This window comes from Streptomyces sp. CA189, assembly GCF_056428985.1.
The window spans coordinates 1-24,498 of record NZ_JBWJVM010000002.1; the positions used below are offsets into that span (position 1 = coordinate 1).

18 protein-coding genes and 1 pseudogene are annotated in these 24,498 nt (G+C 70.6%); 11 read left to right on the top strand and 8 right to left on the bottom strand.

What is annotated here, in order from left to right; all coding sequences use genetic code 11:
- Nucleotides 1-40 precede the first annotated feature (40 nt).
- The 5 genes from AC061S_RS02245 to AC061S_RS02265 all read right to left on the bottom strand — a co-directional run bounded on the left by AC061S_RS02245 (nt 41) and on the right by AC061S_RS02265 (nt 6,209).
- Complete coding sequence (locus AC061S_RS02245) at nt 41-715, bottom strand: maltokinase N-terminal cap-like domain-containing protein (RefSeq protein ID WP_478684093.1); 675 nt, start codon at nt 713-715, stop codon at nt 41-43.
- A gap of 53 nt (nt 716-768) precedes the next feature.
- The gene (locus tag AC061S_RS02250; RefSeq protein ID WP_478684094.1) at nt 769-1,740 is read right to left on the bottom strand and encodes an antibiotic biosynthesis monooxygenase; all 972 of its coding nucleotides are present in this window, start codon (nt 1,738-1,740) and stop codon (nt 769-771) included.
- Nucleotides 1,737-4,463 (bottom strand): molybdopterin-dependent oxidoreductase, encoded by a 2,727-nt coding sequence (locus tag AC061S_RS02255; RefSeq protein ID WP_478684095.1) that lies wholly within the window; start codon nt 4,461-4,463, stop codon nt 1,737-1,739. The genes AC061S_RS02250 and AC061S_RS02255 overlap by 4 nt, the downstream gene beginning before the upstream one ends.
- Nucleotides 4,460-5,287 (bottom strand): FAD binding domain-containing protein, encoded by an 828-nt coding sequence (locus AC061S_RS02260; RefSeq protein WP_478684096.1) that lies wholly within the window; start codon nt 5,285-5,287, stop codon nt 4,460-4,462. The genes AC061S_RS02255 and AC061S_RS02260 overlap by 4 nt, the downstream gene beginning before the upstream one ends.
- A 178-nt stretch (nt 5,288-5,465) precedes the next feature.
- A complete protein-coding gene (locus AC061S_RS02265) occupies nt 5,466-6,209 on the bottom strand; it encodes a MerR family transcriptional regulator (RefSeq protein WP_478684097.1) in 744 nt (247 codons plus the stop codon).
- Nucleotides 6,210-6,329: 120 nt separating this feature from the next.
- Between AC061S_RS02265 and AC061S_RS02270 the strand changes: the two are divergent.
- From AC061S_RS02270 to AC061S_RS02285, 4 genes and pseudogenes are all read left to right on the top strand, one after another.
- Nucleotides 6,330-8,181 (top strand): annotated as a pseudogene (locus AC061S_RS02270) (AMP-dependent synthetase/ligase).
- Between the two features lie 121 nt (nt 8,182-8,302).
- The gene (gene aspT / locus AC061S_RS02275; protein ID WP_478684098.1) at nt 8,303-9,985 is read left to right on the top strand and encodes an aspartate-alanine antiporter; all 1,683 of its coding nucleotides are present in this window, start codon (nt 8,303-8,305) and stop codon (nt 9,983-9,985) included.
- Nucleotides 9,986-10,026: 41 nt separating this feature from the next.
- The gene (aspT, locus tag AC061S_RS02280; RefSeq protein ID WP_478684099.1) at nt 10,027-11,730 is read left to right on the top strand and encodes an aspartate-alanine antiporter; all 1,704 of its coding nucleotides are present in this window, start codon (nt 10,027-10,029) and stop codon (nt 11,728-11,730) included.
- Nucleotides 11,731-11,792: 62 nt separating this feature from the next.
- Entirely contained in the window at nt 11,793-13,451 is a 1,659-nt protein-coding gene (locus AC061S_RS02285) for a bifunctional aspartate transaminase/aspartate 4-decarboxylase (protein ID WP_478684100.1), read from the top strand.
- 107 nt (nt 13,452-13,558) lie between these two features.
- On the opposite strand, the gene sph is transcribed toward AC061S_RS02285, so the two are convergent.
- Nucleotides 13,559-14,548 (bottom strand): sphingomyelin phosphodiesterase, encoded by a 990-nt coding sequence (sph, locus tag AC061S_RS02290; protein WP_478684101.1) that lies wholly within the window; start codon nt 14,546-14,548, stop codon nt 13,559-13,561.
- Between the two features lie 130 nt (nt 14,549-14,678).
- A complete protein-coding gene (locus tag AC061S_RS02295; protein ID WP_478684102.1) occupies nt 14,679-14,927 on the bottom strand; it encodes a hypothetical protein in 249 nt (82 codons plus the stop codon).
- Between the two features lie 94 nt (nt 14,928-15,021).
- Between AC061S_RS02295 and AC061S_RS02300 the strand changes: the two genes are divergently transcribed.
- The gene (locus tag AC061S_RS02300; RefSeq protein ID WP_478684103.1) at nt 15,022-15,978 is read left to right on the top strand and encodes an oxygenase MpaB family protein; all 957 of its coding nucleotides are present in this window, start codon (nt 15,022-15,024) and stop codon (nt 15,976-15,978) included.
- Between the two features lie 47 nt (nt 15,979-16,025).
- Here AC061S_RS02300 and AC061S_RS02305 read toward each other — a convergent pair whose 3' ends face one another.
- Complete coding sequence (locus AC061S_RS02305) at nt 16,026-17,543, bottom strand: M1 family metallopeptidase (RefSeq protein WP_478684104.1); 1,518 nt, start codon at nt 17,541-17,543, stop codon at nt 16,026-16,028.
- A gap of 297 nt (nt 17,544-17,840) precedes the next feature.
- Here AC061S_RS02305 and AC061S_RS02310 point away from each other — a divergent pair, with 297 nt between their 5' ends.
- The 6 genes from AC061S_RS02310 (at nt 17,841) to AC061S_RS02335 (ending at nt 24,457) form a co-directional block, all read left to right on the top strand.
- Nucleotides 17,841-18,416: an isochorismatase family protein gene (locus AC061S_RS02310; RefSeq protein ID WP_478684105.1), complete on the top strand. Its 576-nt coding sequence runs from the start codon at nt 17,841-17,843 to the stop codon at nt 18,414-18,416.
- Nucleotides 18,417-18,525: 109 nt separating this feature from the next.
- On the top strand, nt 18,526-18,870 hold the full coding sequence (locus AC061S_RS02315) for a hypothetical protein (RefSeq protein ID WP_478684106.1): 345 nt from the start codon (nt 18,526-18,528) through the stop codon (nt 18,868-18,870).
- Between the two features lie 89 nt (nt 18,871-18,959).
- Nucleotides 18,960-19,823 (top strand): SCO6745 family protein, encoded by an 864-nt coding sequence (locus tag AC061S_RS02320; RefSeq protein ID WP_478684107.1) that lies wholly within the window; start codon nt 18,960-18,962, stop codon nt 19,821-19,823.
- 138 nt (nt 19,824-19,961) lie between these two features.
- Nucleotides 19,962-22,490, top strand: a complete 2,529-nt coding sequence (locus AC061S_RS02325; protein WP_478684108.1) for a Tex family protein — start codon at nt 19,962-19,964, stop codon at nt 22,488-22,490.
- Nucleotides 22,491-22,896: 406 nt separating this feature from the next.
- Nucleotides 22,897-23,277 carry a hypothetical protein gene (locus AC061S_RS02330; protein WP_478684109.1) on the top strand — a complete coding sequence of 127 codons (381 nt, stop codon included), beginning with the start codon at nt 22,897-22,899 and terminating at the stop codon, nt 23,275-23,277.
- On the top strand, nt 23,267-24,457 hold the full coding sequence (locus AC061S_RS02335) for an MAB_1171c family putative transporter (RefSeq protein WP_478684110.1): 1,191 nt from the start codon (nt 23,267-23,269) through the stop codon (nt 24,455-24,457). Before AC061S_RS02330 ends, AC061S_RS02335 begins: the two co-directional genes overlap by 11 nt.
- Nucleotides 24,458-24,498: the final 41 nt, after the last annotated feature.

The window sequence follows — 24,498 nt, forward strand, 5'->3', positions numbered from 1 at the left end:
CCCCCCCCCCCCCCCCCCCCCCCCCCCACGCCGGTGCGGATCAGGCGGTGGCGTGTCCGGCGGTACGCAGCTCCGCGAACAGGCCCCGGTACGATGCGCCGTCCCGTGTGGTCCAGTCCGCGGCGAGCCTGCCCACGGCCCCGGAGGCATCCGCCGGCCCGGTGTCCCCGGGCCGCAGGACGCGCCTCAGGCCGACCACCGGGCCGCCCGGCACGCGTACGTCCGTGCCCCGCGGAGTGTCGGTGATTTCCAGCCGGGCCTCCGGGAGGACCGCCGGAAACTCGGGGCCCTCGAACCGGGCGGTGACCGAGGGGTCGGCCACACCGCTGTCGCACTGGTCCTGCGCCACCGCACGGCCCTGGATCATGGCGAGCAACTGGCCCACGAGCACCGGGTCGTGGGCGCCGTCGTAGATCCAGCGGGTGCCGAGCACCCCGTGTTCGGAGGTGCCCACGAGAGCGGCTTCGGCGCCGTCGAGCGGGGCGCCGCGGTAGGTGAGCGGCACGAGGTAGGAGGTCTCCCGGCCGCCCGAGTGGTCGGTGAGCACCATGAACTCGATGCCGACCTCACCCTCCGGGTCGTCGAGCCGGAACCCGCCCGAGCGGTCGAGCTCGGGGGCGTGTCCCGTGGACGCGTACCACGGCCGCGTCGGAAGCCAGGCAGTCAGAAGCTCCGTCTTGCCGGGCTTCATGGTGGTCTTGTAGATCATCGCCATGGCCTGAACCTACCCGGCTTCGTCCCCCGCGCCCGTGAGCTGGCCGCCCCGGCTCAGGGCAGCGTCCAGAACACCTCCGTCACGAGGTAGAAGACCACGACCCAGAACACGGTCAGCGCGGCGACGACGCCGACGCCGGCGAGGTTGGTCCTGGCGGTCGATTCGTTCGGCGGGGGCCGCAGCCACCGCCTGAGCAGCCGGTTCACATAGTGGGGCATCGTGAAGAAGCTCATGATGAAGCTCGACAGCAGGTTGCCCACGAGCAGTCCGAACCAGAACGGCATGCCCAGCGGATGCAGGGCGAGGGACAGCAGTACGACGGTCGGGTAGAGCCCGACCCAGACCGCGATGGCGGTCTTGGTCTCCGAGGGCGGCGGCGCCTCCTTGCCGTTCTCCTCGAAGGCGAACCAACTGCCGAACGAGTTGTCGATCGTGCGCATTCTGAAGTCGTCGAACTTCTCCCCTTCGGCGAGCATCTCCCGTCGCTTCGCCGACGTCAGCCAGGCGTCCAGGTGCTCGGCGTTGTCATAGCGGTACAGGGTGGTCCACTCGTCCTGAACGCCTTCGACGGGGCGGAATATCTCCGTGCCGCGAAACCCCTCGAACTTGCCCTCCTCCTGGCTCATGTGCTCCTGCCACGCGAGGAAGTCGTCGACGTTGTCCGGGCGGACGCGGTGGCTCACCACCACGGTCACGAGCGGGTCCGTCGGCTGCGTGCCGCCGCTGATCACCTGCTGGGTGGCAGGACCGTCGAAGTAGTGCGCGCCGACGTCAAGGAGCCGCTGCCTGGTCGCGCCGTTCATCCACGCCTGCAGATGGGCCACCGAGTCGAACCGGTAGACGATCACCCAGTCGGGCTGCAGGGCGGTCGGTTTGGTCACCTCCGCGCCGAGGTGACCGGCGTAGCGGGCGGCGGCGGCGTTGACCTCCTCCTGCCATTTCTCGTAGGCCCGCTCCATGCCGGGGCGGACCTTCCGGCCGATGATGACCGTCGCCGCGGCGTCCGTCTGCCCTTTGGTCGTCATCGCCGCGTCCCCGTCCGAGCCGACTGGCTCTCGACGAGCCGGCCGTAGATCCGTTCCGGAGTGAGGGGCAGCTCGCGGTAGCGGATGCCCGTGGCGTCGCGGAGCGCGTTCGCCAGAGCGGGGGCCACCGGGTTGATGCAGCACTCCGCCATCCCCTTCGACCGCATGGCCCCGACGGAGTCCGACGAGCCCACCAGGAGCACGTCGGTGCGGGGCACGTCGGCATAGGTGGGGATGCGGTAGTTGCGGAGGTTCGGGTTGGCCATGACGCCGTCGGCGTCGACCTGGAAATTCTCGGTCAGCGCGAACCCGATGCCCTGGGCGACACCGCCTTCCACCTGTCCCCGGACCTGTTCCGGGTTGATGAGCACACCGGCGTCGGCCGCCTGGACGCTGTACAGGACTCGGATCTCACCCGTCACCGGGTGGACGGCGATGCGGAAGCCCTGCGTATTGGAGGTGACGCTGCGGGGCGAGCCGTACGCCTTGCGGGCGGCCGTGAACCGGATGCCGCGCGCCCGGGCCGTGGCGACGAGGGTGGCCAGCGAGACGCGCTCGTCTCCGCAGACGACGTCGTCGTCGTCCATCGAGCACATCACGACGTGCACGCCCGTGTGCGAGGCGGCGAAGTCCAGGATGCGGTCGCGCACCGCGTTGGCCGCCCGGAGGACCGCGTTGCCGGCCACGAAGAGTCCGGCGCTCGCGAAGGCGCCGGTGTCGAATCCCGTGCGGTCGGTGTCGGACTGCACCAGGCGGATCCGCGACGGCGTCGTGCCCAGCTGGTTGGCCGCGATCTGGACGTGCGCGGTCGACGTGCCCTCCCCGAACTCGACGGTGCCGACGGCCAGCTCGTACACGAGGTCGTCGCCGAGCGTGAGCCACGCCTCGGAGACGTGCTCGGTCGGGGGCGCGGTCTCGTGCATGGAACTGGCGACGCCGACCCCGACGAGCCATCCGGGGCCGGGAGAGGGCTGGTCGGCCGTACGGGCCAGCTCGCCGGCCACGAGGTCGATGCACTTGCCGAGCCCGTCCTCGTTGAACACCACGTCGTCGGGCCCGTCGTGCAGGGCGACGAGCGGCTCGCCCGGGCGCACGATGTTGCGGCGCCGCAGTTCGAGCGGATCCATGTGCAGAGCCAGGGCCAGTTCGTCCATCGCCGATTCCACGGCGAAGGCCGGCTGGGTCATTCCGTAACCGCGCAGGGCGCCGCTCGGAACGGTGTTGGTGTAGACGGAGAAGGCGTCGTACCTCTTGTTGGGGCAGCGGTAGATCATGACGGCGGCGCCGCCCGCGTACAGGGTCTCGCCGCCGTGGTTGCCGTAGGCGCCCGTGTTGGACAGGTTGCGGACCTGGAAGGCGGTCAGCGTGCCGTCGGCCTTCGCGCCGAGCTTGACCGTCAGCTTCATCGGATGCCGGGGCGAAGCCGTGGTGAACTCCTCCTCGCGCGTGTACTCGAAACAGACGGGCCGCCCGGTGTCGAGGGCGGCGAGCGCGGCCAGGTCCTCCGAGATGACCTCCTGCTTGCCGCCGAAACCGCCGCCGACGCGCTTGCAGAACACGCGGAGCTGGTCCGGGCGCAGCGCGAACAGGTAGGCCAGCTTGACCTTCGCGATCGACGGAGACTGTGAACTGGTGCGGACGTTCAGCCGCCCGTCCTCCATCCAGGCGATCGAGCCGTGCGTCTCCAGGTGTGCGTGCTGCACGCGCGGTGAGAAGTACGTGCCCTCGTGGATCACGTCGGCCGCGGCGAAGCCGGCGTCGACGTCGCCGATGTGCGAGTGGATCTCCAACAGGAGGTTGTGGACGTAGTCGCGGGCGAACGGGTCCTCCGAGCCGTGCAGTTGTGGTGCGCCGTCGGCCATGGCCTCCTCGGGGTCGAAGACCGCCGGCAGCACCTCGTACTCCACGGCTACCTTCTGGCAGCCCTCCTCGGCCGCTCCGACCGTGTCGGCGAGCACCGCGACGACGCGCTGGCCGACGAAGCGGACCGTGCGGTCGAGGATGTAGGTGTCGTCCGGATCGACGAGGTGGTCGGTGTGGATCGCCGTGGTGAAGCGCTTGCGCGGCACGTCCTCCCAGGTGTAGACGCGGTGCACGCCGGGGACCGCGAGCGCGTTGGTCTTGTCGATCGAGACGATGCGGGCGTGCGCGTGGGGCGAGCGCAGCACCTTGAGGTGCAGCATGCCCTCCATGCGGGTGTCCATCGTGAATTCGGCGCGACCGGTCACCACGTCGTCGGCCGCCGGCGCACCGACGCTCGTTCCCACGGCCCGTCCCGGCGCGGCGTCCTGGACACTGGCGACGCCCTTCACCGCGTCCTCGATCGCCCGGTAGCCGGTGCAACGGCAGAGATTGCCCTTCAACGCCCGCGGCAGGTCAGCCTTCTGGGCCTCCGTGAACGTCGCCGAGGTCATGATCATCCCTGCGGTGCAGAAACCGCACTGGAATCCCGGGGCGTCCCGGAAACGGCGCTGCACGGGATGCAGGTCCTCGGGTGATCCGAGACCCTCGATCGTGGTCACCTCATGGCCTTCCGCGCGGAAGGCGGGTGTGATGCAGCTGTGGACCGGAGTGCCGTCCAGCCACACGGTGCACGCGCCGCAGTCGCCGGCGTCGCATCCCTTCTTGACGCCGAAGTGGCCGAGCGCGCGCAGGAACGTACGCAGACACTGGCCGGGGTCCGGTTCCTCGGAGAAGCGCCTGCCGTTCACGGTGTAGGTCATACCGGGCCCCCGGCCATGAGTTCGTGTCGGATCTCTTCGGCGAAGTGCAGGGTGAGGTGGTGGCGGTGGTCCGGGTTTCCGTTGGGGTCGGCGAACCAGACGTCTGCAGGGATGACGTTGATGCTCTCCTGCAGGGTGCGGGCATCGGGCACGGTGTCGAAAGCGATGCGCACCGGGTGCGTGGTGCCGGCGGTCACGGTGAGCAACAGGTCGCCCGTTCCCGGCGTATGCGTACCGACGAGGAAGACCGTCGAACGGCCGAGGTGGGTCAGTGAGAAGAGGCGGTGTGCGGTGCGCTTGCGCAGGGCGCGTGCCGGAACGCGGATCAGCCGCAGCACCTCCCCGGGAGCGAGGATGTTCCGGTTGTTCCCGGTCACGAAGTCGAGAGCATCTACGGTGCGCACCGAGCCGTCGGGGGCCCACAGCTCGTACTCGGCCTCGAGCGCGACCGTCAGGGTGATCATGGGGCCGGCCGGCAGGGACATGCAGATGTTTCCGCCGACGGTCGCCGAGTTCCAGACCTTGAACGAGGACAAGAACGCTTCGCAGCTCTGCGCGATGAGGGGGCCCGCGATCCAGTCGGCCGGCGGTCTGAAGGCGTACAGGTCCCGGATGGTGCACGTGGCGCCGATCTCAAGGCCCGCTTCGCGCGGCACGAGGGGATCCCAGCCCAGGGCCGTCAGGTCGACCAGGCGGCGCAGGTCCGGCTGCTCGGCGGAGAACAACCACGTCCCGCCCGCGAGCCAGGCATCGCCGTCGCGCCAGTCGGCGCCCGGCCGGTCGGACGGTCGCCGGACGACTTCGCTGATGGTGTTGAGGTCCATGGAGCACCTGCCCGTTACGTGCAGGGGTGGCCGCCACTTCGAGCGGCAGAATCCGCTGGGGCCACTGGGGCCGACCCGCTTGCCGACCCGCTCAGAGCAGGGGCCGGCGGGCGCAAAGACTCCCCTTCAGCGTACTGAGGACGGGCCCGCCCCGCCAAAGCAGGGCTTTGGACTGCGGCTATGGCCCGCCGGGTGTCTCGCCGGACACGAAGGCCGCCCGCAATTCCTCCTTCAGTGAGCGCTGGAAAGCGGTCACCAGGGCCTGCACCACCATCGGCTGCATGTGCGCGGACAGCGCCTTCATCGACTCCACCCGCTCCGGATCGCTCTCGCCCTCCGTGAACGGCCCCCACACCTCGTCCCGGAACAGCGCGGTCAGCTGGTGCGCCGCCGTCCGCGCGTGCCCGAGCAGCACCTCGCGCGCGACCAGGATCGTCTCGTGGGCGATCGGCACGTCGAGCAGCGCGACCCCGAGCCGCAGCAGCCCCACGTCCACCCGGAAGCCCTCCGGGGTCGGCGTCAGCACGTTCATGGCCGCCAGCCGCCGGATGTCGCCCTCCGTCAGGGTCCGCCCGGCCCGCTTCTCCAGCTCCGCGCGCGAGGAGTCGAGCGCCGCGTCCGGGGCCCAGGTCGCCACCAGCGCGCGGTGGATGGCCAGATCGTGTGCGCTCAGGTCGTCGGGCAGGGCGTCGAGGTAGCGCTCGATGGCGGAGAGGGTCATGCCCTGGTGCTGCAACTCCTCGATGAGCGCGAGGCGGGAGAGGTGCTCCGGGCCGTAGCGGCCCACCCGACGGGGTCCGATCACGGGAGGGGGCAAAAGCCCGCGGGTGCTGTAGAACCGTACGGTGCGGACGGTCACACCCGCCCTGGCCGCCAGTTCGTCGACGGTCAGCGACGCCGGCTCCGGTGCCTGGGTGGTCATGGGCTCTCCGCCTTGCTCTCTGATCAGCACGTCTTTAGACCGCACAGCTGAAGTTCGCCACCGTTCGTGTTCAACAGTATTGCTGTCGCACCAACGATGTGAAACGGCCAGGAGCTGCCCATGCCCACGAAACTGCGACTGCCCGCACCTCCCGACGAGCTCACCCTGCCCGCCCTGCTGGCGCGCAACGCCGCCGAGCACGGCCCCCTTCCCGCCCTCTCGTGGCGCGAGGGCGACGGCTGGACCACCCTCAGCTGGTCGGACGTCCGCCGCAAGGTGGCCGTCCTCGCCGCCGGATACGCCTCCCTGGGCGTCGAACGCGGCGAGCACGTCCTGCTCATGATGGGCAACCGCCCCGAGCACTGGCTCAGCGACCTCGCCCTGGTCCACCTCGGCGCCGTCCCCGTCACCGTGTACGGGACCTCCGCGCCCGAGCAGATCGCCCACATAGCCCGCCACAGCCGGGCCCGGCTCGCCGTGGTCGAGGGGGCCCGGGAGCTGGCCCGGTGGGAGCCGCTGCTGGCCGACCCCGAAACCCCGCTCGAACGGCTCGTCGTGGCCGAGGCCGCCGAAGCGGGCCCGCACTCGACCTACGGCTCGGTGTACGCCGGCGGTGCCCGGCTGCACCGCTCCGAGGCCTTCGAGAAGGCCTGGCGGGAGTCCCGCTCCGAGGACCCGCTGACTGTCGTCTACACCTCGGGCACCACCGGCGACCCCAAGGGGGTGCGCCTGACCCACCGCAACATCGTGCTCCAGTCCGTCCGCCTCGACCGGCACATCGAGCTGCCCGAGCACGCCGAGCACCTCTGCTACCTGCCCTTCGCGCACATCGCCGAGCGGATCCTGGGCATCTACCTCCCGCTCCTGCGGGCCGCCCACGTCCGGCTGTGCGCCGACCCGGCGGCCGTGTCGGTCGCGGTGCGGGAGCTGCACCCGGTGCAGTTCTTCGGGGTGCCCCGGGTGTGGGAGAAGCTGGCCGCCTCCGTACGGGCGGTGCTCGGGCGGCTGCCCGAGGAGCAGCGCCGCGCCATCGAGGCCGCGGGCGACCTGGCGCGGGAGCGGGCCGGCCACCGGGAGCGCGGGGATGGGAAAGAGATCCCGGCGGATGTGGAGGAGGCGTACGCCGAGGCCAAGTAGCGGTCCAGGAACCACTCCGCAGCCTTGTCGTACGCCTACTCGTGGACGGCCTGCGCCGTCGTATCGATGCCTCTGGACGTCAGTTCCGCCTCTGGGCGGGCTGGGGCATCACGATCGTGACTCCTCCTCCCGGATGAATCCGGGCGGCTTCTCATTTGGGTCCGTAGGCCCTCATGACGGCCAAGCCCTGACCGCTGCCTTTCAGCATGAGTCGAATGTACTACGGTGCCTTGTGCGGCGATGCCCAAACGTGAAGATTCCCTCGGCGGCAGCCGATGGCGAAGGCTGGTTCCCGACGGGGGACATCGGGCGGCTCGACGAGGCGGGGTTCCTCTGGCTGACCGACCGCAAGAAGGAACTGATCATCACCTCGAACGGGAAGAACGTCTCGCCCGCCCTGGTGGAGAACACCGTCAAGGAACACCCGCTGATCGGGCAGGCGCTGGTGCACGGAGACGGCCACTCCTACCTGGTCGCCCTCCTCGTCCTGGACCCCGAACTCGCCCCGGCCTGGGCGCAGGCCCAGGGCATCGACGCCGAGGCCGCCACCCCCGCGGAGCTCGCCGCGCACCCGGCGGTGCGGGAGGAGATCGCCCGGGCCGTCGAAGCCGCGAACGCCCGCCTCAACCGCACCGAGCAGGTCAAGCGCTACCGGCTGCTGACCGAGGAGTGGGGTCCGGAGTCGGGGGAGCTGACCCCGTCCCTGAAACTGCGCCGCCGGGTGATCCGGGAGAAGTACGCGGAGCTGATCGACGGGCTGTACGAGGAGCCGTACGAGGAGCCGTACGCGGAGCCGCACTCCGGGCCGGATTCCGGTCAGCACGAAGCTCCGTAGGAAGGTCCGTCACACGAACGGCCCTGCCCGGTGAGCGGAAGATCGCTCACCGGGCAAGGGTGAGGGAATGTGCATATGCCCTGAATTCGCCACGCCGCCCGGCAAGGGCGGCTGATCGCCCATGGGTGTGCTGCAAGACCACCCCGAACTCGCCCTGTTCCTCTGCCTGGCGGCCGGATATTTGCTCGGCAAGGTGCGCGTCGGCCCGATCACCCTCGGCGGCATCTGCGGCACGCTGATCGTGTCGCTGCTGCTCGGCGCCTGGGCCAAGATCGAGATCGACGCCGATGTGAAGACGATCTTCTTCGCGCTCTTCATCTTCGCCCTCGGCTACATGGCCGGACCGCAGTTCTTCGCCAACCTCAACCGCAAGAGCATGCGCTTCTTCGCGCTCTGCTTCATCGAGCTCGTCAGCGTGCTCGGCCTGGCCTACCTGCTGGCCAAGGTCTTCGACCTCGACGTGGGCACCGCCTCCGGCATCCTCGCCGGCGCCGCCACCGAATCCGCCGTGGTCGGCACCGCCACCGAGGCGATCGGCAAGCTGCCCGACCTGACCGCGGAGCAGATCTCCACGTACCAGGGCCACGTGGCCACGGCGTACACGGTCTGCTACCTCTTCGGCCTGGTCACCATCGTCATCTACACCAGCCAGATCATGCCGATGCTGCTCCGGGTCAACCTGGCGGACGCCTCGCGCGAGCTGTGGGAGAAGATGCGCGGCGGCGGCTCCGGCGGCCTGGAGAGCGACGAACGCGAGGCCATGCCCGGCCTGGTCGGGCGTACGCACCTGGTCACCCTCGCCGACGGCCGCACCGTCGGGAACCTGGAGGCGGCCTTCGGCGGCGGGGTCACCGTGGAGGCCGTCCGGCGCGGCTCCAAGGACCTCACCCCCGCCCCGGACCTCGAACTCGTGCTCTCCGACCTCGTCCTCGTCGTCGGCCGGCGCTCCGAGGCCATCGCGGCAGGCCGGGCCATCGGCCCGGAGACCCCGGGCATCCCGGGGGTGGACACCCCGCTGGCCACCCGGCAGGTCGCCATGACCGACAAGTCGGTCGCCGGCAAGACGCTGGACGAGATCCGGGCCACTCACGCGGAGTTCGGGCGCAGCGGCGTGTACGTGACCGACGTGCTCCGCGGCGAGCAGCACCTGCCCGCCAACCCGGAAACCGTCGTCGAGCGCGGTGACGTCGTCACCCTCGTGGGCGCCCGCTCGGGCCTGAACCGGATCGTCGAGAAGATCGGCACGGTGGCCAAGAACGACGCCACCGACTTCATCTACCTCGGTCTCGGCATCGCGCTCGGCTCGCTCATCGGCCAGCTCGTGGTCCGCCTCGGCGGGGTCCCGCTCTCGCTCGGCACCGGCGGCGGCTGCCTGATCTCGGGTCTGCTCTTCGGCTGGTTCCGCTCCCGCCGGCAGACCTTCGGCGCCTTCCCGCCGCAAGCCGCCACCACCATCAAGGACATGGGGCTCGCGGTCTTCATCGCCTGCACCGGGCTGACCTCGGGCCCGCAGGCCTGGCCGCTCCTCAAGGAGTACGGGGCCCTGCTGCCGTTCGCCGGCATCGCCATGGTCCTCGTACCGGCCACGATCTCGCTGGTCGTCGGCCGCAAGCTCCTGAAGATCGAGAAGCCGTTGCTGATCGGCGCCATCGCCGGACAGCAGTGCTCCACACCGGCCATCACCTCGGTCACGCAGGTGGCGCAGAGCTCCGTGCCGATGCTCGGCTACACGATCACCTACGCGCTGTCGAACTTCCTGCTCCCACTCACAGGGCCAATCCTCGTCGGGATCCTAGGCGCCTGACGCCCCCGCCCCGCCCCCAACCCCATCCGGACGGCGCCCACATGATCGATTTCCTGAACAGGAACATCTTCCAGCCACACCCCGAACTCCTGGTCTTCATCACCGTGGCGCTCGGCTTCCTCGTCGGGAAGCTGCGCTGGAAGGCCATCGGGCTGGGCGCCGTCACCGGCTGCCTCATCGTCGGGCTCGTCTTCGGCGCCCAGTTCAAGATCACCATCGACGGGACCGTGAAGAACCTCTTCTTCACGATGTTCCTCTTCGCCCTCGGCTACAAGGTCGGCCCGCAGTTCTTCCGCGGCCTGAAGAAGGACGGCCTCCCGCAGGTCCTCAACGCGGTCATCGTCTGCGTCACCGGCCTGCTGGTCTCCTGGGGGTTCGCCGTCATGCTCGGCTACGGGCCGGGCCTCAGCGCCGGCCTGCTGGGCGGCGCGCTCACCCAGTCCGCCGTCATCGGTGTGGCCCAGGACGCCATCGGGAACCTTCCGGGCCTCTCGGCCGACCAGATCAAGGAGCAGCAGGACTTCGTCGCCGTCGGCTACGCGGTCACCTACCCGCTCGGCACCATCCTCTGCGCGATGCTCCTGGCCAACGTGCTGCCCCGGCTCTACCGGCGCAACCTCGCGGCCGAGAGCGCCCAGATCGCCAAGGAGATGGACGCTCCCAGCGACAACCCGGACCTCCACGAGGGCTACTACGAGATCGTCCTGCGGGCCTACACCATCCAGCGGCCCGATCTCGTCGGGCGGACCATCGAGGACTTCGAGAACCAGCAGCAGGCCCTGGGCCACCGCATCTACCTCACCCGGATCCGCCGGGACGGGAAGATCCTCGACCACACCCAGCAGACCGCACTGCTCGACGGCGACGTCGTCGCCGTCAGCGCCCTGCGCGGATCCCTGGTCGACTTCGACGCCCGCACCCACATCGGCCCCGAGACCGACGACGTGGAACTGCTCGGCTACCAGACCGAGACGCTGCACGTGGTCGCCTCGGAGAAGGCGCAGCTCGGCAAGACCATCGCGGAACTGCGCGCCGAGCCCTTCATGGTCGGGGTCTACGTCGACAAGCTGTTCCGCTCCGGCACGGAGTTCCCCTACCGGCTCTCCACCCAGCTGGAGCGCGGCGACACCCTGATCCTGACCGGCCCGAAGCGGCTGGTCGACCCGGCCGGCAGGGCCATCGGCAAGCCGGTGCCCACCAGCTTCGCCACCGACATGATCTGGGTGGGCCTGGGCATCTTCCTCGGCGGCTGCCTGGGCATCCCGGCGCTCACCGCGGGCGGGGTCCCGATCTCGCTGTCCACCTCGGGCGGCGCGCTCATCATGGGCCTGGTCTTCGGCTGGATCCGGGGCAAGTACCCGACGTACGGCAACGTCCCGCCCGGCGCGCAGTGGTTCATGGACACCCTCGGGCTCTGCCTCTTCGTCGCGGTCGTCGGCATCAACGCCGGACCCAGCTTCACCAGCGGGCTGGCCACCGCCGGCTGGGGACTGCTGCTCTTCGGGGCCATCGCGACGCTGATCCCCCTCCTGGTCGGCTTCTTCGTCGGCCACCACGTCCAGAAGATCCGCTTCCCGATCCTGATGGGCGTCCTCGCGGGCGGCCAGACCACCACGGCAGCGATCGGCGCGGTCAACGAACAGTCCAAATCGCAGGTGCCGACGCTCGGTTACACGATCCCCTACGCGATCAGCAACGTGCTGCTGACCATCTGGGGTGCCGTGATCGTCATCCTCAACCACTGAACGACCACTCGACGCAAAGCCCCCTCGAACCTCTCGAACCTCTCGAACCTAAGGAAGCCACCGTGCCGGAGACCACCTTCAGCCGCGAGGAGATCCAGTCCTTCGCGCAGCTCAGCCCGTTCGAGCTGAAGGACAAGTTCATCCAGCTCGCCACGGCCGCCCAGGCCGATAAGCCGGGCCAGAAGGACACCACCGCCCGCGCCATGCTCAACGCGGGCCGCGGCAACCCGAACTGGATCGCCACCGGGCCGCGCGAGGCCTTCTACGCGCTGGGCTACTTCGCGCTGGAGGAGTCCCGGCGGGTGTGGACCGCCGACAACCTCGGCGGGATGCCGGAGAAGAAGGGCATCGGGGACCGGTTCGAGTCCTGGGCCCGGCGCCACCCGGACCTGCCGGGCGTGGAGATGCTCTCCGCCTGCGTCCAGTACGCCCTCTCGCGCTGGCCGTTCGACAAGGACGCCTTCGTCCACGAGCTGACCGACTCCATCACCGGCGACAACTACCCGGTCCCGGACCGGATGCTGACCCATGCCGAGCACATCGTGCGCGGCTACGTCGCCGACGAGATGTTCGGCAAGAACCCGCCGGCGGGCAACAACCTGTCGCTGTTCGCGACCGAGGGCGGCACCGCCGCCATGTGCTACATCTTCGACTCGCTGATGAAGAACGGGATCCTGAAGAAGGGCGACAAGATCGCTCTGATGACCCCGGTCTTCACCCCGTACATCGAGATCCCCGAGCTCGACACCTTCGAGTTCGAGGTGGTCAACGTCTCCGCGAGCCTCTTCGCCGAGACCGGGGTGCGCCAGTGGCGCTACCCGGAGGAGGAGGTCGCCAAGCTGGCCGACCCGTCGGTGAAGCTCGTCTGCCTGGTCAACCCGTCCAACCCGCCGTCGCTCGCGCTGAGCGACCGGGTGGCGAACCAGATCAAGGACATCGTCGCCACCACCAACCCGAACCTGCTGATCGTCACGGACGACGTGTACGGCACCTTCGTGCCCGGCTTCCGCTCGATCGCCGCCGACCTGCCCCGCAACACCCTGCTCGTGTACTCGTACTCCAAGCACTACGGCTGCACCGGCTGGCGGCTCGGCGTCATCGGCCTGCACGACGACAACGTCATCGACGAGATGGTCGCGGGCTTCCCGCAGGACCAGAAGGACCGCCTGGCCAAGCGGTACGGCACCCTCAGCCTGGAGCCGGAGAAGATCCGCTTCATCGACCGGCTCGTCGCGGACTCCCGGTCGGTGGCCCTCAACCACACGGCCGGCCTCTCGCTGCCGCAGCAGACGATGATGGTGCTCTTCTCGCTCTTCGACATGCTGGACGAGGGCCAGGCGTACAAGGAGCGCATCCGGCAGATCGTCCACCGCAGGCTCGACCTGCTGCTGGAGGGCGCCCAGATGAAGATCTCCGAGGACGACAAGCGGGCCGGGTACTACATCGAGCTCGACCTGCTGGCCGAGGCGGAACGGGTCCACGGCAAGGACTTCGCGGACTTCCTGGAGAAGAACTACGAGCCGGTCGACCCGCTGTTCCGGCTCGCCGAACAGACCTCGGTCGTCCTCCTCAACGGCGGCGGCTTCGACGGCCCCCAATGGTCGGTGCGCGTCTCGCTGGCCAACCTCGACGACCTGGACTACCTGAAGATCGGCCACCACCTGCGGGCGATCTTCAACGACTACGCGAGCGAGTGGGAGCGGGCGAAGGCGAACAGCTGACGGCTGACGGCTTGACGAGCGAGGCCGAGGCCCGAGGCCCGAGGAAAGGGGGTGCCCGCCGGATCGCGGCGGGCACCCCCTTTTCGCCGGAGTGGATCAGCGCCGGATCAGCGGCCGATCACGGGGTAGTGGTCGGAGAGGTTGTTGTAGGTGTAGGAGGTGCCCCAGCTGGAGACCGTCCAGGGCGCCGACTGCTCCAGGACCACGTGGTTCTCCCAGTTCGCCGGGCGGGCGTTGCCCTTGCGGTAGAGCACGTAGTCCAGGTCCTCGCGCGGGTCGGTCGGGTAGCGGTACTTCGCTATCGAGTTCAGCGCGGTGTCGAAGGAGTACGTGTGGCCCGTGCGGGTGTCGGAGCCGGCCAGGTCGGCGTTGGCCAGCATGGTGGCGAGCTCCGGGGTGTGCGAGTCGACGTTCAAGTCGCCCGCCACGATGACCTGCTCGCTCGCCGGGATGTTCTTGCCGTCCAGGAACGCGTCGATGTTCCGGAACTGGCGGGCGCGCATCTCCACGGCCTCGCCCGCGGCGCAGCCGGGGTCGGTGGACTGGGCATGGGTGCCGACCACGTGGACCTTGGTGCCGTTCACGTTCAGCACGACGTAGGCGAAGCCCTTGTTGGACCACCAGTCGGCGCCGCAGGCATCCTTGTAGACCACCTGCTCCTTGCGCACGATCGGCCACTTGCTGAGGATCGTGACGCCGCCGTCCTCCGGGGTGGTGGAGGAGTAGGCGCCGCCCGTCGCGTCCCAGCCGGTCTTGCTGCGGCCCACGATGGGGGTCTGGTAGGGGTACTGCGCAGCCGAGTTGGCCTTCAGCACGTCGGAGGTGCCGTTGTCGAAGGCCTCCTGGAGCACGACCACGTCGTGGCCCTGGTACCAGGAGGCCTTGGGGATCTCGGCCGCCCGGTGGTCCTGGCCCCAGTTCGGGTAGAGGCTCTTGCTGAACAGGAACGCGTTGTACGACAGCACGCTGAGCCGCGGTGCGGCGGCGCTCTCGGCGGCGGTGGCGGCCGGAGCCGTGGTCGCGACGAGCGATCCGACGGCGATGGCGGCGACGGCCGCGGCGGCGGCGCGGGCCCTGCGGGGCTGGATCTGGGGCATGGAGGTTCCCTCGTTCCTGTGGGGGAAGATCGGCTCCGCCATCCAAGCAGCCAGGGTTACTTCGCGGTAACACCTGTGACACGGGTTTCTGGACGCAGGGGGTACATCTTCGGCGTTCCGGGCCGGTCGCTCAGCCGGCCCGCCGGTCCTGGTCCTGCGCGGAGGTCCAGGTGAAGCCGCCGAGACCGTCTGCCTCCGAGGCGCTGGAGGTGTCGGACGCGCCGGAGGAGTTCTCCCGGCGCCGCCGGAACCGCAGGAGGAAGTACGCCGCCGCGAACAGCGCGACGAGCACCGCGAAGACCAGGGCCAGCGTCACGGCAGTGCCGGCCAGCATCCAGGGGGCCAGGTCCTGCAGCCAGGCCGAGGGGGACAGGTTCATGGCCGCAGGATGCATCGTCCACAGGGTCCGGGGGAAGCCGCCGGACCCCCTGCATACTGGGAGAACGGCTGGTCGACACCTTGGGGGCACACTGATGAGCACGACGGAGCCGCCCTTCGAGGGGACTGGCGGGGCGGACAGGCTGGACGGGGCGGACAGGCCGGACGGGGCGGACGGGGCGGCGCCCCGCACGTCCGGCGGCCGGAGCGACCCCGAGCCCCCGCCGCCCGGCGGAGTGCTCTGGACCATCGCCGGAGACGTCCGCGCGCTGCTCATGCTGCCCGCCGCCTTCACCCTGCAGGTCGCCCACCCCGCGATCGGCGCCGGGGTCGACGAGTACTCCGTCTTCCGCACCGACCCCTGGGGCCGCGGCGAGCGCTCCCTGCGCTCCGTCCAGCTGTGGGTGTACGGCGGGGCGGACGCGGCGGCCGAGGGGCGCCGGGTGCGCCGCCTGCACAAGGAGATCCAGGGCACCGACACCCGGGGGCGCCGCTACCACTCCCTCGACCCGGCCTGCTACGCCTGGGTGCACGCCACCGGCTTCCCGGTCTACCTGTACGCCGGGCGCTACCTGCTGCGCCCCTTCACCCCGGACCAGGAGCGTCAGCTCTACCGCGAGTGGCTCCAGGTCGGCCGCATCCTCGGTCTGCGCGACCGGGACATGCCGCAGAGCATCGAGGAGTACTGGCCGTACTACCACCGGATGCTGGCCGAGGAGATCGAGCCCACCAAGGTCGCCCGCGAACTCCTCGCCACCGACGCGCCGCTGCCCCGCCCCGCCGGGGGACCGCTGCCGGTCCGGCTCCTGCTGCGCCTGACCTGGCCCGTCCTGCGGGCCGCCTTCCTGCACTTCCGGGCCTTCGTCACCGCCGGCTACATGCCGCCCGAGGCGCGCGCCGCCATCGGCCTGGAGTGGACCCCGGCCCAGGAGCGCCGGCTGCGCCGTTTCAGCACGGCCGTACGCCTCCTCGTACCGCTCCTGCCTGAGCGCCTGCGCTACCTTCCGATCGCCCGCGCCGCCCGGGCGCGGGCGCGCGCCGCCGCCCGCTGAGGGGCGACGGCGCGCGGCTTCGGCGTGCGGCTCCGTAGGGCGCCGGGTCAGTGGTCGTGCACGGTGTTCGTCTCGGAGATCTTCTTCCAGGACTTCGGCTCGGCCGCCGGCTTCGCGGCCGGGGAGCGGAGGGTGCGGGCCCCCGGAGCCGTGGCCGCCGCCGGGTTCAGGGCCGAGGCGTCCGGCTTGCCCGGGGTGTACAGCCAGGTCTCGAAGAGCTGCGCGAGCGGCTGGTTCGAGACCTTCTCCGCGTAGCGGACGAAGTCGCCGACCTTGGCGTTGCCGTAGGCCCGCTCGGTCGGCCAGCCCTTCAGGATCCGGAAGAACTTCTCGTCGCCGATCTGGTTGCGCAGCGCCTGGAGGGCGATCGCGCCACGGTCGTAGACGGCCCCGTGGAACTGGTTCTCCGGACCCGGGTCACCCGGCTTGACCTGCCAGAACGGGTCCTCGGCGGCCCGCAGTCCGTACGCCCAGTCGGCGAGCTCCTGCGCGGTGCCCTCGCCCTCCTTCTCCGACCACAGCCACTGGCTGTAGCGGGCGAAGCCCTCGTTGACCCAGATGTCCTTCCAGCCGTCGACGGACACGCTGTCCCCGTACCACTGGTGGGCCAGCTCGTGCACGACCACGGACACGTTCGCGCCGTTCGCGAACTGCCGGGGGCTGTAGAACGGCCGGGTCTGGGTCTCCAGCGCGAACCCGCTGGGCACGTTCGGCACGTACCCGCCGAGCGCGTTGAAGGGGTACGGCCCGAAGACCCCCTCCAGCCACTCCGTGACCTCGCCGGTCCGCTCCACGCTGGCGCGCGCCGCGCCCGCGTTGTCGCCGAGGTCCCGGCTGTAGGCGTTCAGGATCGGCAGCCCGCTCGCCGTCTTGTCGGTGGTGATGTCGAACTTGCCGATCGCGAGCGTGGCCAGGTACGTGGCCTGCGGCTTGTTCGAGCGCCAGTTGTACCGGGTCCAGCCCAGACGCGAACTCTGCGACTGCAGCACGCCGTTGCTGATGGCCTGGGTGCCGTCGGGGACGTTCACCGACACGTCGAAGGTGGCCTTGTCGAGCGGGTGGTCGTTGCTCGGGAACCACCAGACCGCCGAATCGGGCTCCTGCGCGGCGACGCCGCCGTCCGGGGTGCGCTGCCAGGCCGACCAGCCGTCGACCTTGAACTCCGAGGGCTTGCCCGCGTACTTGACGACCACGCTCGACTGCCGGCCCCGCTGGAGCGGGGAGGCCGGGGTGACCTCCAGCTCCGAGGCTCCGGACTTGGCGAACTTCGCCTTGACCCCGTTGACCCGGATCTCGCTGACGTCGAGACCGAAGTCGAGGTTGAAGCGGGACAGGTCCTGCTTGGCGGTGGTGAGCAGCGTGGCGGTGCCCTCCAGCAGGTCGGTCTTCGGCTGGTACTGGAGGCGCAGGTCGTAATGGGAGACCTCGTACCCGCCGTTGCCGCTGGCCGGGTAGTAGGGATCGCCGATACCCGGTGCGCCCGGCACGGAACTCGCCGCCGACGCCGGGATCACCAGCAGAAGGGAGGCGGCGAGCACGCTCGGGGCGATGACTTTGCGGTGCACCTTGAACTCCAATGGGTAGGGGAGTGGCTTCCGTTCGACCGTATTCAGGCCCGGGACCCCGCGTCATGTCCATGGCCCCTCCTGTCACACGATCGCCACGCGTCTGAAAAACGCCCGTGCGGAACCGCCCGATCCGGGCGGCGGTGACACCCCGCCCACCGCCTCCGGCCTGCGCGGATCGATGTCCGTATCTGCGGGTCGGCCGTCATTGCCCGCGCGTCCGCAGCGTCCTAGCGTTGCCGTTGTGGCCCCCAGTCGGCCGCCATCCCACCCCACCCTCGTGAGAACGGCACCCCCATGGCTACCACCACCCTGCGTCAGCTCAACGGCTTCGACGAGACCCCCGCGACCTTCGAGAACGCGGTCCTGGTCCTCGTCGACTACCAGAACACCTACACCGGCGGCGTCATGGAACTCGACGGCTGGGAACCCGCGCTGGCATCCGCCGCCCAGCTCCTCGCCCGGGCCCGCGAGGCCGGCACCCCCGTCGTCCACGTCCGGGACGGCGGCTACGGAGTCGACACCGAGCCCGGCACCATCCACGCCTCCGTCGCTCCCCGCGACGGCGAGGCCGTGGTCACCAAATCGGTCCCGAACGGCTTCCACCGGACCGATCTCCACGAGATCGTCGAGGCCACCGGCCGCAAGAACCTGATCATCGCCGGGTTCATGACCAACATGTGCACCCTGTTCACCACCGAGGGCGCCTTCCTGCGCGGCTACGCCCCGACCGTCGTCGCCGACGCCTCGGCCACACGGGCGCTGGAGAGCCCGGCCGGCGCCCTTTCGGCGCGGCAGATCCACCAGGCGGCCCTCGCCACGGTCACCGAGCTCTACGGGGTGGTCGTCGCCACCGGTGCCGAGCTGAAGTAGCGCCGGACCGCCCCCTCTCCGGCAAGGCCTCTCCGACAAGGCCTTGCCGGAGAGGGGGCTTCCGCACCTTCGGCTGGGTAGCCTTCCGACCCTGCACACCGAGGATCGGATGCACGCCCTGCGGAACAGAGCCGAGACCATACCGACCGCCCTCGCCGTCCTCGCCGGCCTGGGCGCGGTGACCGGCGGGATCATCTGGGCATCGAGGTCGGCCTACGCCCTCGACGGCGGGTTCGAGAGCGAGGACCAGGACCTCTCCGTCCTGTTCGTCGACCTGCCGCTGATCCTCATCGGGGGCGTGCTGATCCCTGCTGCCGCGTACGCGGTGGCCCGGCAGCTCCGCGGCGTGGGCATCGTCCTCGCCCTGGTGGCGACCGGCCTGGCGGCGTGGGGGCTGATGAGCTGGTGGACGCCCCAGCAGGGGCCGGACGGCTACTACGAGCCGGGCATGTAGCGGAAGGCCACTCGCCGCTACCTGCTCACCAGCGGTCCGGCGGCGCACCGCTCTTCTCTCCCTGCAAAGCAGTCGTTAGCCTGCGCGCCATGACTCTTCCGGCGCACGCCGCCCGACGCTGCTGGCACGGGGCGATCAACCCGCTGCACTCCACCGTCTACTTCTCGCCCGACCTGGCCAAAGAGTTCGCCGACCTCGGGATCACCGACCCCAATGCCGTCAACCTCTCCTCCCGCTCCGCCGCCATGGGCGCGGTCGGCGCGGGCACGGTGACGGCCACCTTCTACAACTACCGGCACGACCTGATCGCCCGGCACCTGCCCGCCGTCTGGGACACCGCCACCCCCGGGCAGGTCCTCGCCGCCCGGCTGCGGGCCGTGGACACCACCCTGCGCCGGCTCCTCGGCGAGGAGGCCATCGGGTCCCCCGAGATCGCCGAGGCCGCAGGGCTGGCGATGCGCGCGACCGAGGCCTGCACGCGGCACGCCCGTACGCTCTACTCGGCCCACGCGGACCTCCCCGTACCCGAGGAGCCGCACCTCAAGCTGTGGCACGCCACCACCCTGCTGCGCGAGCACCGCGGCGACGGGCACCTCGTCGCCCTGCTCGCCGTCGGCCTGGACCCGGTCGAGGCCCTGGTCAGCCACACGGCCACCGGCCACGGCATGACCCCGAAGTACCTCAAGTACATCCGCGGCTGGGACCAGTCCGACCTCGACGCGGCCGCGGACCGGCTGCGCGAGCGCGGTCTGCTCGATGCCGTGGGCGAGCTCACACCCGAGGGCGCGGCGCTGCGCGAAGAGCTGGAGACGGAGACCGACCGCCTGGACGAGGCTCCGTACGAGCACCTCGGCGAGGCCGGAATCGCCCGGCTCGCGGAGATCGGCGGCGGTTTCACCATGCAGGCCTTCGTCGCCGGAGCCTTCCCCGGGGACCTCATGGGCAAGGCCTGAGACCCGGACCGGGCCCGGCTCCCGACGTCCGCGGCCGCCACCTGCCACAATTGGCAGCCTTCCGACGCAGCACGCAGCACGCAGCACGCAGCACGCACCAGCATCACGCATACGTACGAAGGCAGGCGGGACCGCACAGTGACGATGTCCATCGAAGGCAGGATCGCCGAGGAGCTCGGCGTACGGGAACGGCAGGTCAAGTCCGCCGTCGAGCTGCTCGACGGCGGTTCGACCGTGCCGTTCATCGCGCGCTACCGCAAGGAAGCGACCGAGATGCTCGACGACGCCCAGCTGCGCACCCTGGAGGAGCGGCTCCGCTACCTGCGCGAGCTGGAGGACCGGCGCGCGGCGATCCTCGACGCCGTACGGGAGCAGGGCAAGCTCGACGCCGAGCTGGAGGCCCGCATCAACGCGGCCGACACCAAGGCACGGCTGGAGGACATCTACCTCCCCTTCAAGACCAAGCGCCGCACCAAGGCACAGATCGCCCGCGAGGCCGGCCTCGCGCCGCTCGCTGAAGGGTTGCTGGCCGATCCTTCGCAGGAACCGGCCGTGGCGGCCGCCGCGTTCGTGGACGCGGACAAGGGCGTGGCCGATCCGGCCGCCGCCCTGGAGGGCGCCCGCGCCATCCTCACCGAGAAGTTCGGCGAGGACGCCGACCTCATCGGCGAACTGCGCGAGCGCATGTGGGGCCGCGGCCGGCTCGCCGCGAAGGTCCGCGAGGGCAAGGAGGAGGCGGGCGCCAAGTTCGCCGACTACTTCGACTTCACCGAGCCGTTCACCGCCCTCCCCTCGCACCGCGTGCTCGCCATGCTCCGCGGGGAGAAGGAGGACGTCCTCGACCTCACCCTGGAGCCCGAGGAGCCGAGCGAGACGCCCGGGCCCTCCACGTACGAGGGCATGGTCGCGCGGCGCTTCGGCATCAACGATCGCGGCCGCCCCGGCGACAAGTGGCTCGCCGACACCGTCCGCTGGGCCTGGCGCACCAAGATCCAGGTGCACCTCGGCATCGACCTGCGCTCCAGGCTGCGCGCGGCCGCCGAGGACGAGGCCGTACGGGTCTTCGCGTCCAACCTGCGCGACCTGCTGCTCGCCGCACCCGCCGGCACCCGCGCGACGCTCGGGCTGGACCCGGGCTTCCGCACCGGCGTGAAGGTCGCCGTCGTCGACGCCACCGGCAAGGTGGTCGCCACCGAGGTGATCTACCCGCACGTGCCCGCGAACAAGTGGGACGACGCGCTGGCCAAGCTGGCCCGCCTCGCCGCGGAGCACGCGGTCGAGCTCGTCGCCATCGGCAACGGGACCGCCTCCCGGGAGACCGACAAGCTCGCCGTGGACCTCATCACCCGCCACCCCGAGCTGAAGCTCACCAAGGTGATGGTCTCGGAGGCCGGCGCCTCCGTGTACTCGGCGTCCGCCTTCGCCTCGCAGGAACTCCCCGACATGGACGTGTCGTTGCGCGGCGCGGTCTCCATCGCCCGGCGCCTGCAGGACCCGCTCGCCGAACTGGTGAAGATCGACCCGAAGTCGATCGGCGTCGGCCAGTACCAGCACGACCTGTCCGAGGTGAAGCTCTCGCGTTCGCTCGACGCGGTGGTCGAGGACTGTGTGAACGGCGTCGGCGTCGACGTCAACACCGCCTCCGCGCCGCTGCTTTCGCGCGTGTCGGGCATCAGCGGCGGACTCGCCGAGAACATCGTGGCGCACCGCGACGCCAACGGCCCCTTCCGCAACCGCAAGGGCCTCAAGGACGTGGCCCGGCTCGGCCCGAAGGCGTACGAGCAGTGCGCGGGCTTCCTGCGGATCCGTGACGGGGACGACCCGCTGGACTCCTCCAGCGTGCACCCCGAGGCCTACCCGGTGGTCCGCACGATGGGCAAGACGGCGGGCAGCGAGGTGGCGGCCCTGATCGGCAACACCGGTGTGCTGCGCTCGCTGCGGCCGGAGCAGTTCGTCACCGAGGCCTTCGGCCTGCCGACGGTCACGGACATCCTGCGCGAGCTGGAGAAGCCGGGCCGGGACCCGCGGCCCGCGTTCAAGACGGCGACCTTCAAGGAGGGCGTCGAGAAGATCGGCGACCTGGCCCCCGGGATGATCCTGGAGGGCGTGGTCACCAATGTGGCCGCCTTCGGCGCCTTCATCGACATCGGCGTCCACCAGGACGGGCTGGCGCACGTCTCGGCGCTGTCGAAGAACTTCGTCAAGGACCCGCGGGACGTGGTGAAGCCCGGGGACATCGTCCGGGTCAAGGTCATGGACGTGGACATCCCGCGCAAGCGGATCTCGCTGACGCTGCGGATCGAGGACGAGGTGGAGCGCGGCGGCGCAGGTGGTGCCGGCGGCGCCGGCGGTGGTGCGCCGAGGCAGCGCGAGGAGCGGGGCGAGCGGGGCGAGCGGCGAGGCGGCGGCCGGCCCCCGCAGCAGCGCGGCGCGGCGGGCGGCCAGGGCGGCGCCGAGCGCGGCCAGGGCGGCCAGGGCGGCCAGGGCGGCTCCCGCGACGGCGGCAAGGGCCGTCGCCAAGGCGGTCAGAGCGGCCAGGGCGGCGGCGGCCAGCGTCAGGGCGGGCAGGGCGGCGGCGCTCCGGCCCCCGCCAACAGCGCGATGGCCGACGCACTGCGCCGCGCCGGGCTCAGCGGCCCCGACGAGCGGGGCGGCCGCAAGCGCTAGCCATCTCGTGGCAGCGTGTGCCGGATTGGCTGAATAGGCACCCGACATGGGGACAAACCTTGCCAACTCATCCGGATGATCTGTAGGCATGACGGAACGCCCGTTCGTCTTTCGGCGAGCGGGCTTCCGTGTTTCCCCTCAGGACCGCACTCCCGAGGTCGCCCTGAAGGCTAAGGACGTCATGCTCCAGCCCACGCACGCGTACCATCGTTGCCCGAGAAAGGGTCCGAAGAGGGAACACATGCGCCACCCTCAACCCAGTCTGCGCAAACGGTGCGAGGCGATTCTCGGCCGTATTGAACTGACACACCCCTTCTCGCTCGAAGGACTGTGCGAGCGGATAGCAGAGCAACGGGGCCGCCCCATCCGGCTCCACCCGCTGCCCAGGGAGGCCGCGGAGTCCGGAGTGTGCGGACTGTGGGTCGGCACCGCCGACGTGGACTACGTCTTCTACGAGGCGCAGACCACCCCGCTGCACCGGGAGCACATCGTGCTCCACGAGATCGGCCACATCCTCTTCGGGCACCACTCCCTGGAAGCCCCCGTCGAGGACTCCCCGGGCTCCGGCGGGGTGGACGGATCAGTCCCCACCGTGCTCGGGCGCACCAACTACACCACCCGCCAGGAGCGGGAGGCGGAGATGCTCGCCAGCATGATCCGCATGCGCACGGGGACCCGCGGCCAGCACCCCGGCCACGGCGCCGGAGGCCGGGACACGCTCGCCCGGCTGGAGTCCGCGATGGGCTACGAGCGGCGTGGACGGGGGCCCGTCCACCGTGGCTTCTGATCTGATCGCCTTCGGCGACGCGCTCGCCGTCCCCAGCGTCGTCTGCCTCTGGATCGCCGTCCTGCTCCGCGCGCCCGGCGCCCTGCGCGCCCCGCACCAGCGGGGCCTGTGGCTCGCCGTCGCCACCGCCGCGGCCGCGATGACCCTGAACCTCCCCGACGTCGTCGCCTACGCCATGGGCCGCGACCCGGGCTACGCGCACACCATCGGGCTGGTGCGCAACCTCATCGGCGTCCTCTCGGCCGGCGCCGTGCTCTACTTCGTGGCCGCCGCCACCCGGGGCCGCCGGCTCCAGATCGCCTCCGGCGCGGGCACGGTCCTCTGGCTGACCGTCCTCGTCGTCCTGGACACGGCCGCGCCCGACCACGGCACGCACACCATCCCGCCCGTCGGCGACCCGGTGCCCTCCCTCGCGTACTGGCTGGTGCTGATCTCCGCCCACCTGCTCGCCAACACCATCTGCGTATCCGTCTGCTGGCGCTACAGCCGCCGCGCCGAGAGCCGGGGCCTCGCCGCCGGACTGCTGCTGTTCGGCCTCGGCACCGCGCTCGCCGGTGTGTTCTGGTTCGTGTACCTGCTCAAGGCGCTGTTCGGCTTCACCTGGGCGATGCCCGCGAACCCGCTGCTGATGAACGTGCACGGACTGCTCCGCGCCGCCGCGATCCTCGTCCCGACGCTGTTCACCTTCCGCAGCACGGCCGCCGACATCGCCACCGCCTGGCGGCTGTGGCCGCTCTGGCGCGACCTGGTGCACGCCGTCCCGCACGTCGCCCTCAACAAGCCGCGCGCCGGGCGGGTGCTGGAACTGCTGTGGCCGCCGGTCCCGCGCAACCTGCTCGTCTACCGCAAGGTCATCGAGACCCGCGACGCCATCCTGATCCTGGGGGAGTACGTGGCCCCGGGCGTGCCGGAGCTCGCGCGCAGCCACGTGGCCGGCAGCGGAGTACCCGAACAGCGGGCCAGTGCGGCCGCGCTGGCCTGCGTACTGAAGGAGGCGCGGCAGGCGAAGCTCGCCGGAATCCCGCAACAGCGGTGCGAGGAAGACCCCTTGGAGCTGCCTGCGGCCCTCCAGACCTCGGCCGAGGGAGGGGACCTGGAGGGCGAGACCCGCTTCCTCGTGGACGTGGCCCAGGCCTACGCCTCACCGGCCACGGCCGGCTTCACCCCGCGAACCCCCTGAATCCCGCGAATCCGTGAGTCCCCGAACGTGCTCGACAGCCA

Coding starts and splice junctions, on each gene's coding strand:
- AC061S_RS02245 (WP_478684093.1), bottom strand. CDS start 715: ATGGCGATGATCTACAAGACCACCATGAAGCCCGGCAAGACGGAGCTT.
- AC061S_RS02250 (WP_478684094.1), bottom strand. CDS start 1,740: ATGACGACCAAAGGGCAGACGGACGCCGCGGCGACGGTCATCATCGGC.
- AC061S_RS02255 (WP_478684095.1), bottom strand. CDS start 4,463: ATGACCTACACCGTGAACGGCAGGCGCTTCTCCGAGGAACCGGACCCC.
- AC061S_RS02260 (WP_478684096.1), bottom strand. CDS start 5,287: ATGGACCTCAACACCATCAGCGAAGTCGTCCGGCGACCGTCCGACCGG.
- AC061S_RS02265 (WP_478684097.1), bottom strand. CDS start 6,209: ATGACCACCCAGGCACCGGAGCCGGCGTCGCTGACCGTCGACGAACTG.
- aspT (WP_478684098.1), top strand. CDS start 8,303: ATGGGTGTGCTGCAAGACCACCCCGAACTCGCCCTGTTCCTCTGCCTG.
- aspT (WP_478684099.1), top strand. CDS start 10,027: ATGATCGATTTCCTGAACAGGAACATCTTCCAGCCACACCCCGAACTC.
- sph (WP_478684101.1), bottom strand. CDS start 14,548: ATGCCCCAGATCCAGCCCCGCAGGGCCCGCGCCGCCGCCGCGGCCGTC.
- AC061S_RS02295 (WP_478684102.1), bottom strand. CDS start 14,927: ATGAACCTGTCCCCCTCGGCCTGGCTGCAGGACCTGGCCCCCTGGATG.
- AC061S_RS02300 (WP_478684103.1), top strand. CDS start 15,022: ATGAGCACGACGGAGCCGCCCTTCGAGGGGACTGGCGGGGCGGACAGG.
- AC061S_RS02310 (WP_478684105.1), top strand. CDS start 17,841: ATGGCTACCACCACCCTGCGTCAGCTCAACGGCTTCGACGAGACCCCC.
- AC061S_RS02315 (WP_478684106.1), top strand. CDS start 18,526: ATGCACGCCCTGCGGAACAGAGCCGAGACCATACCGACCGCCCTCGCC.
- AC061S_RS02320 (WP_478684107.1), top strand. CDS start 18,960: ATGACTCTTCCGGCGCACGCCGCCCGACGCTGCTGGCACGGGGCGATC.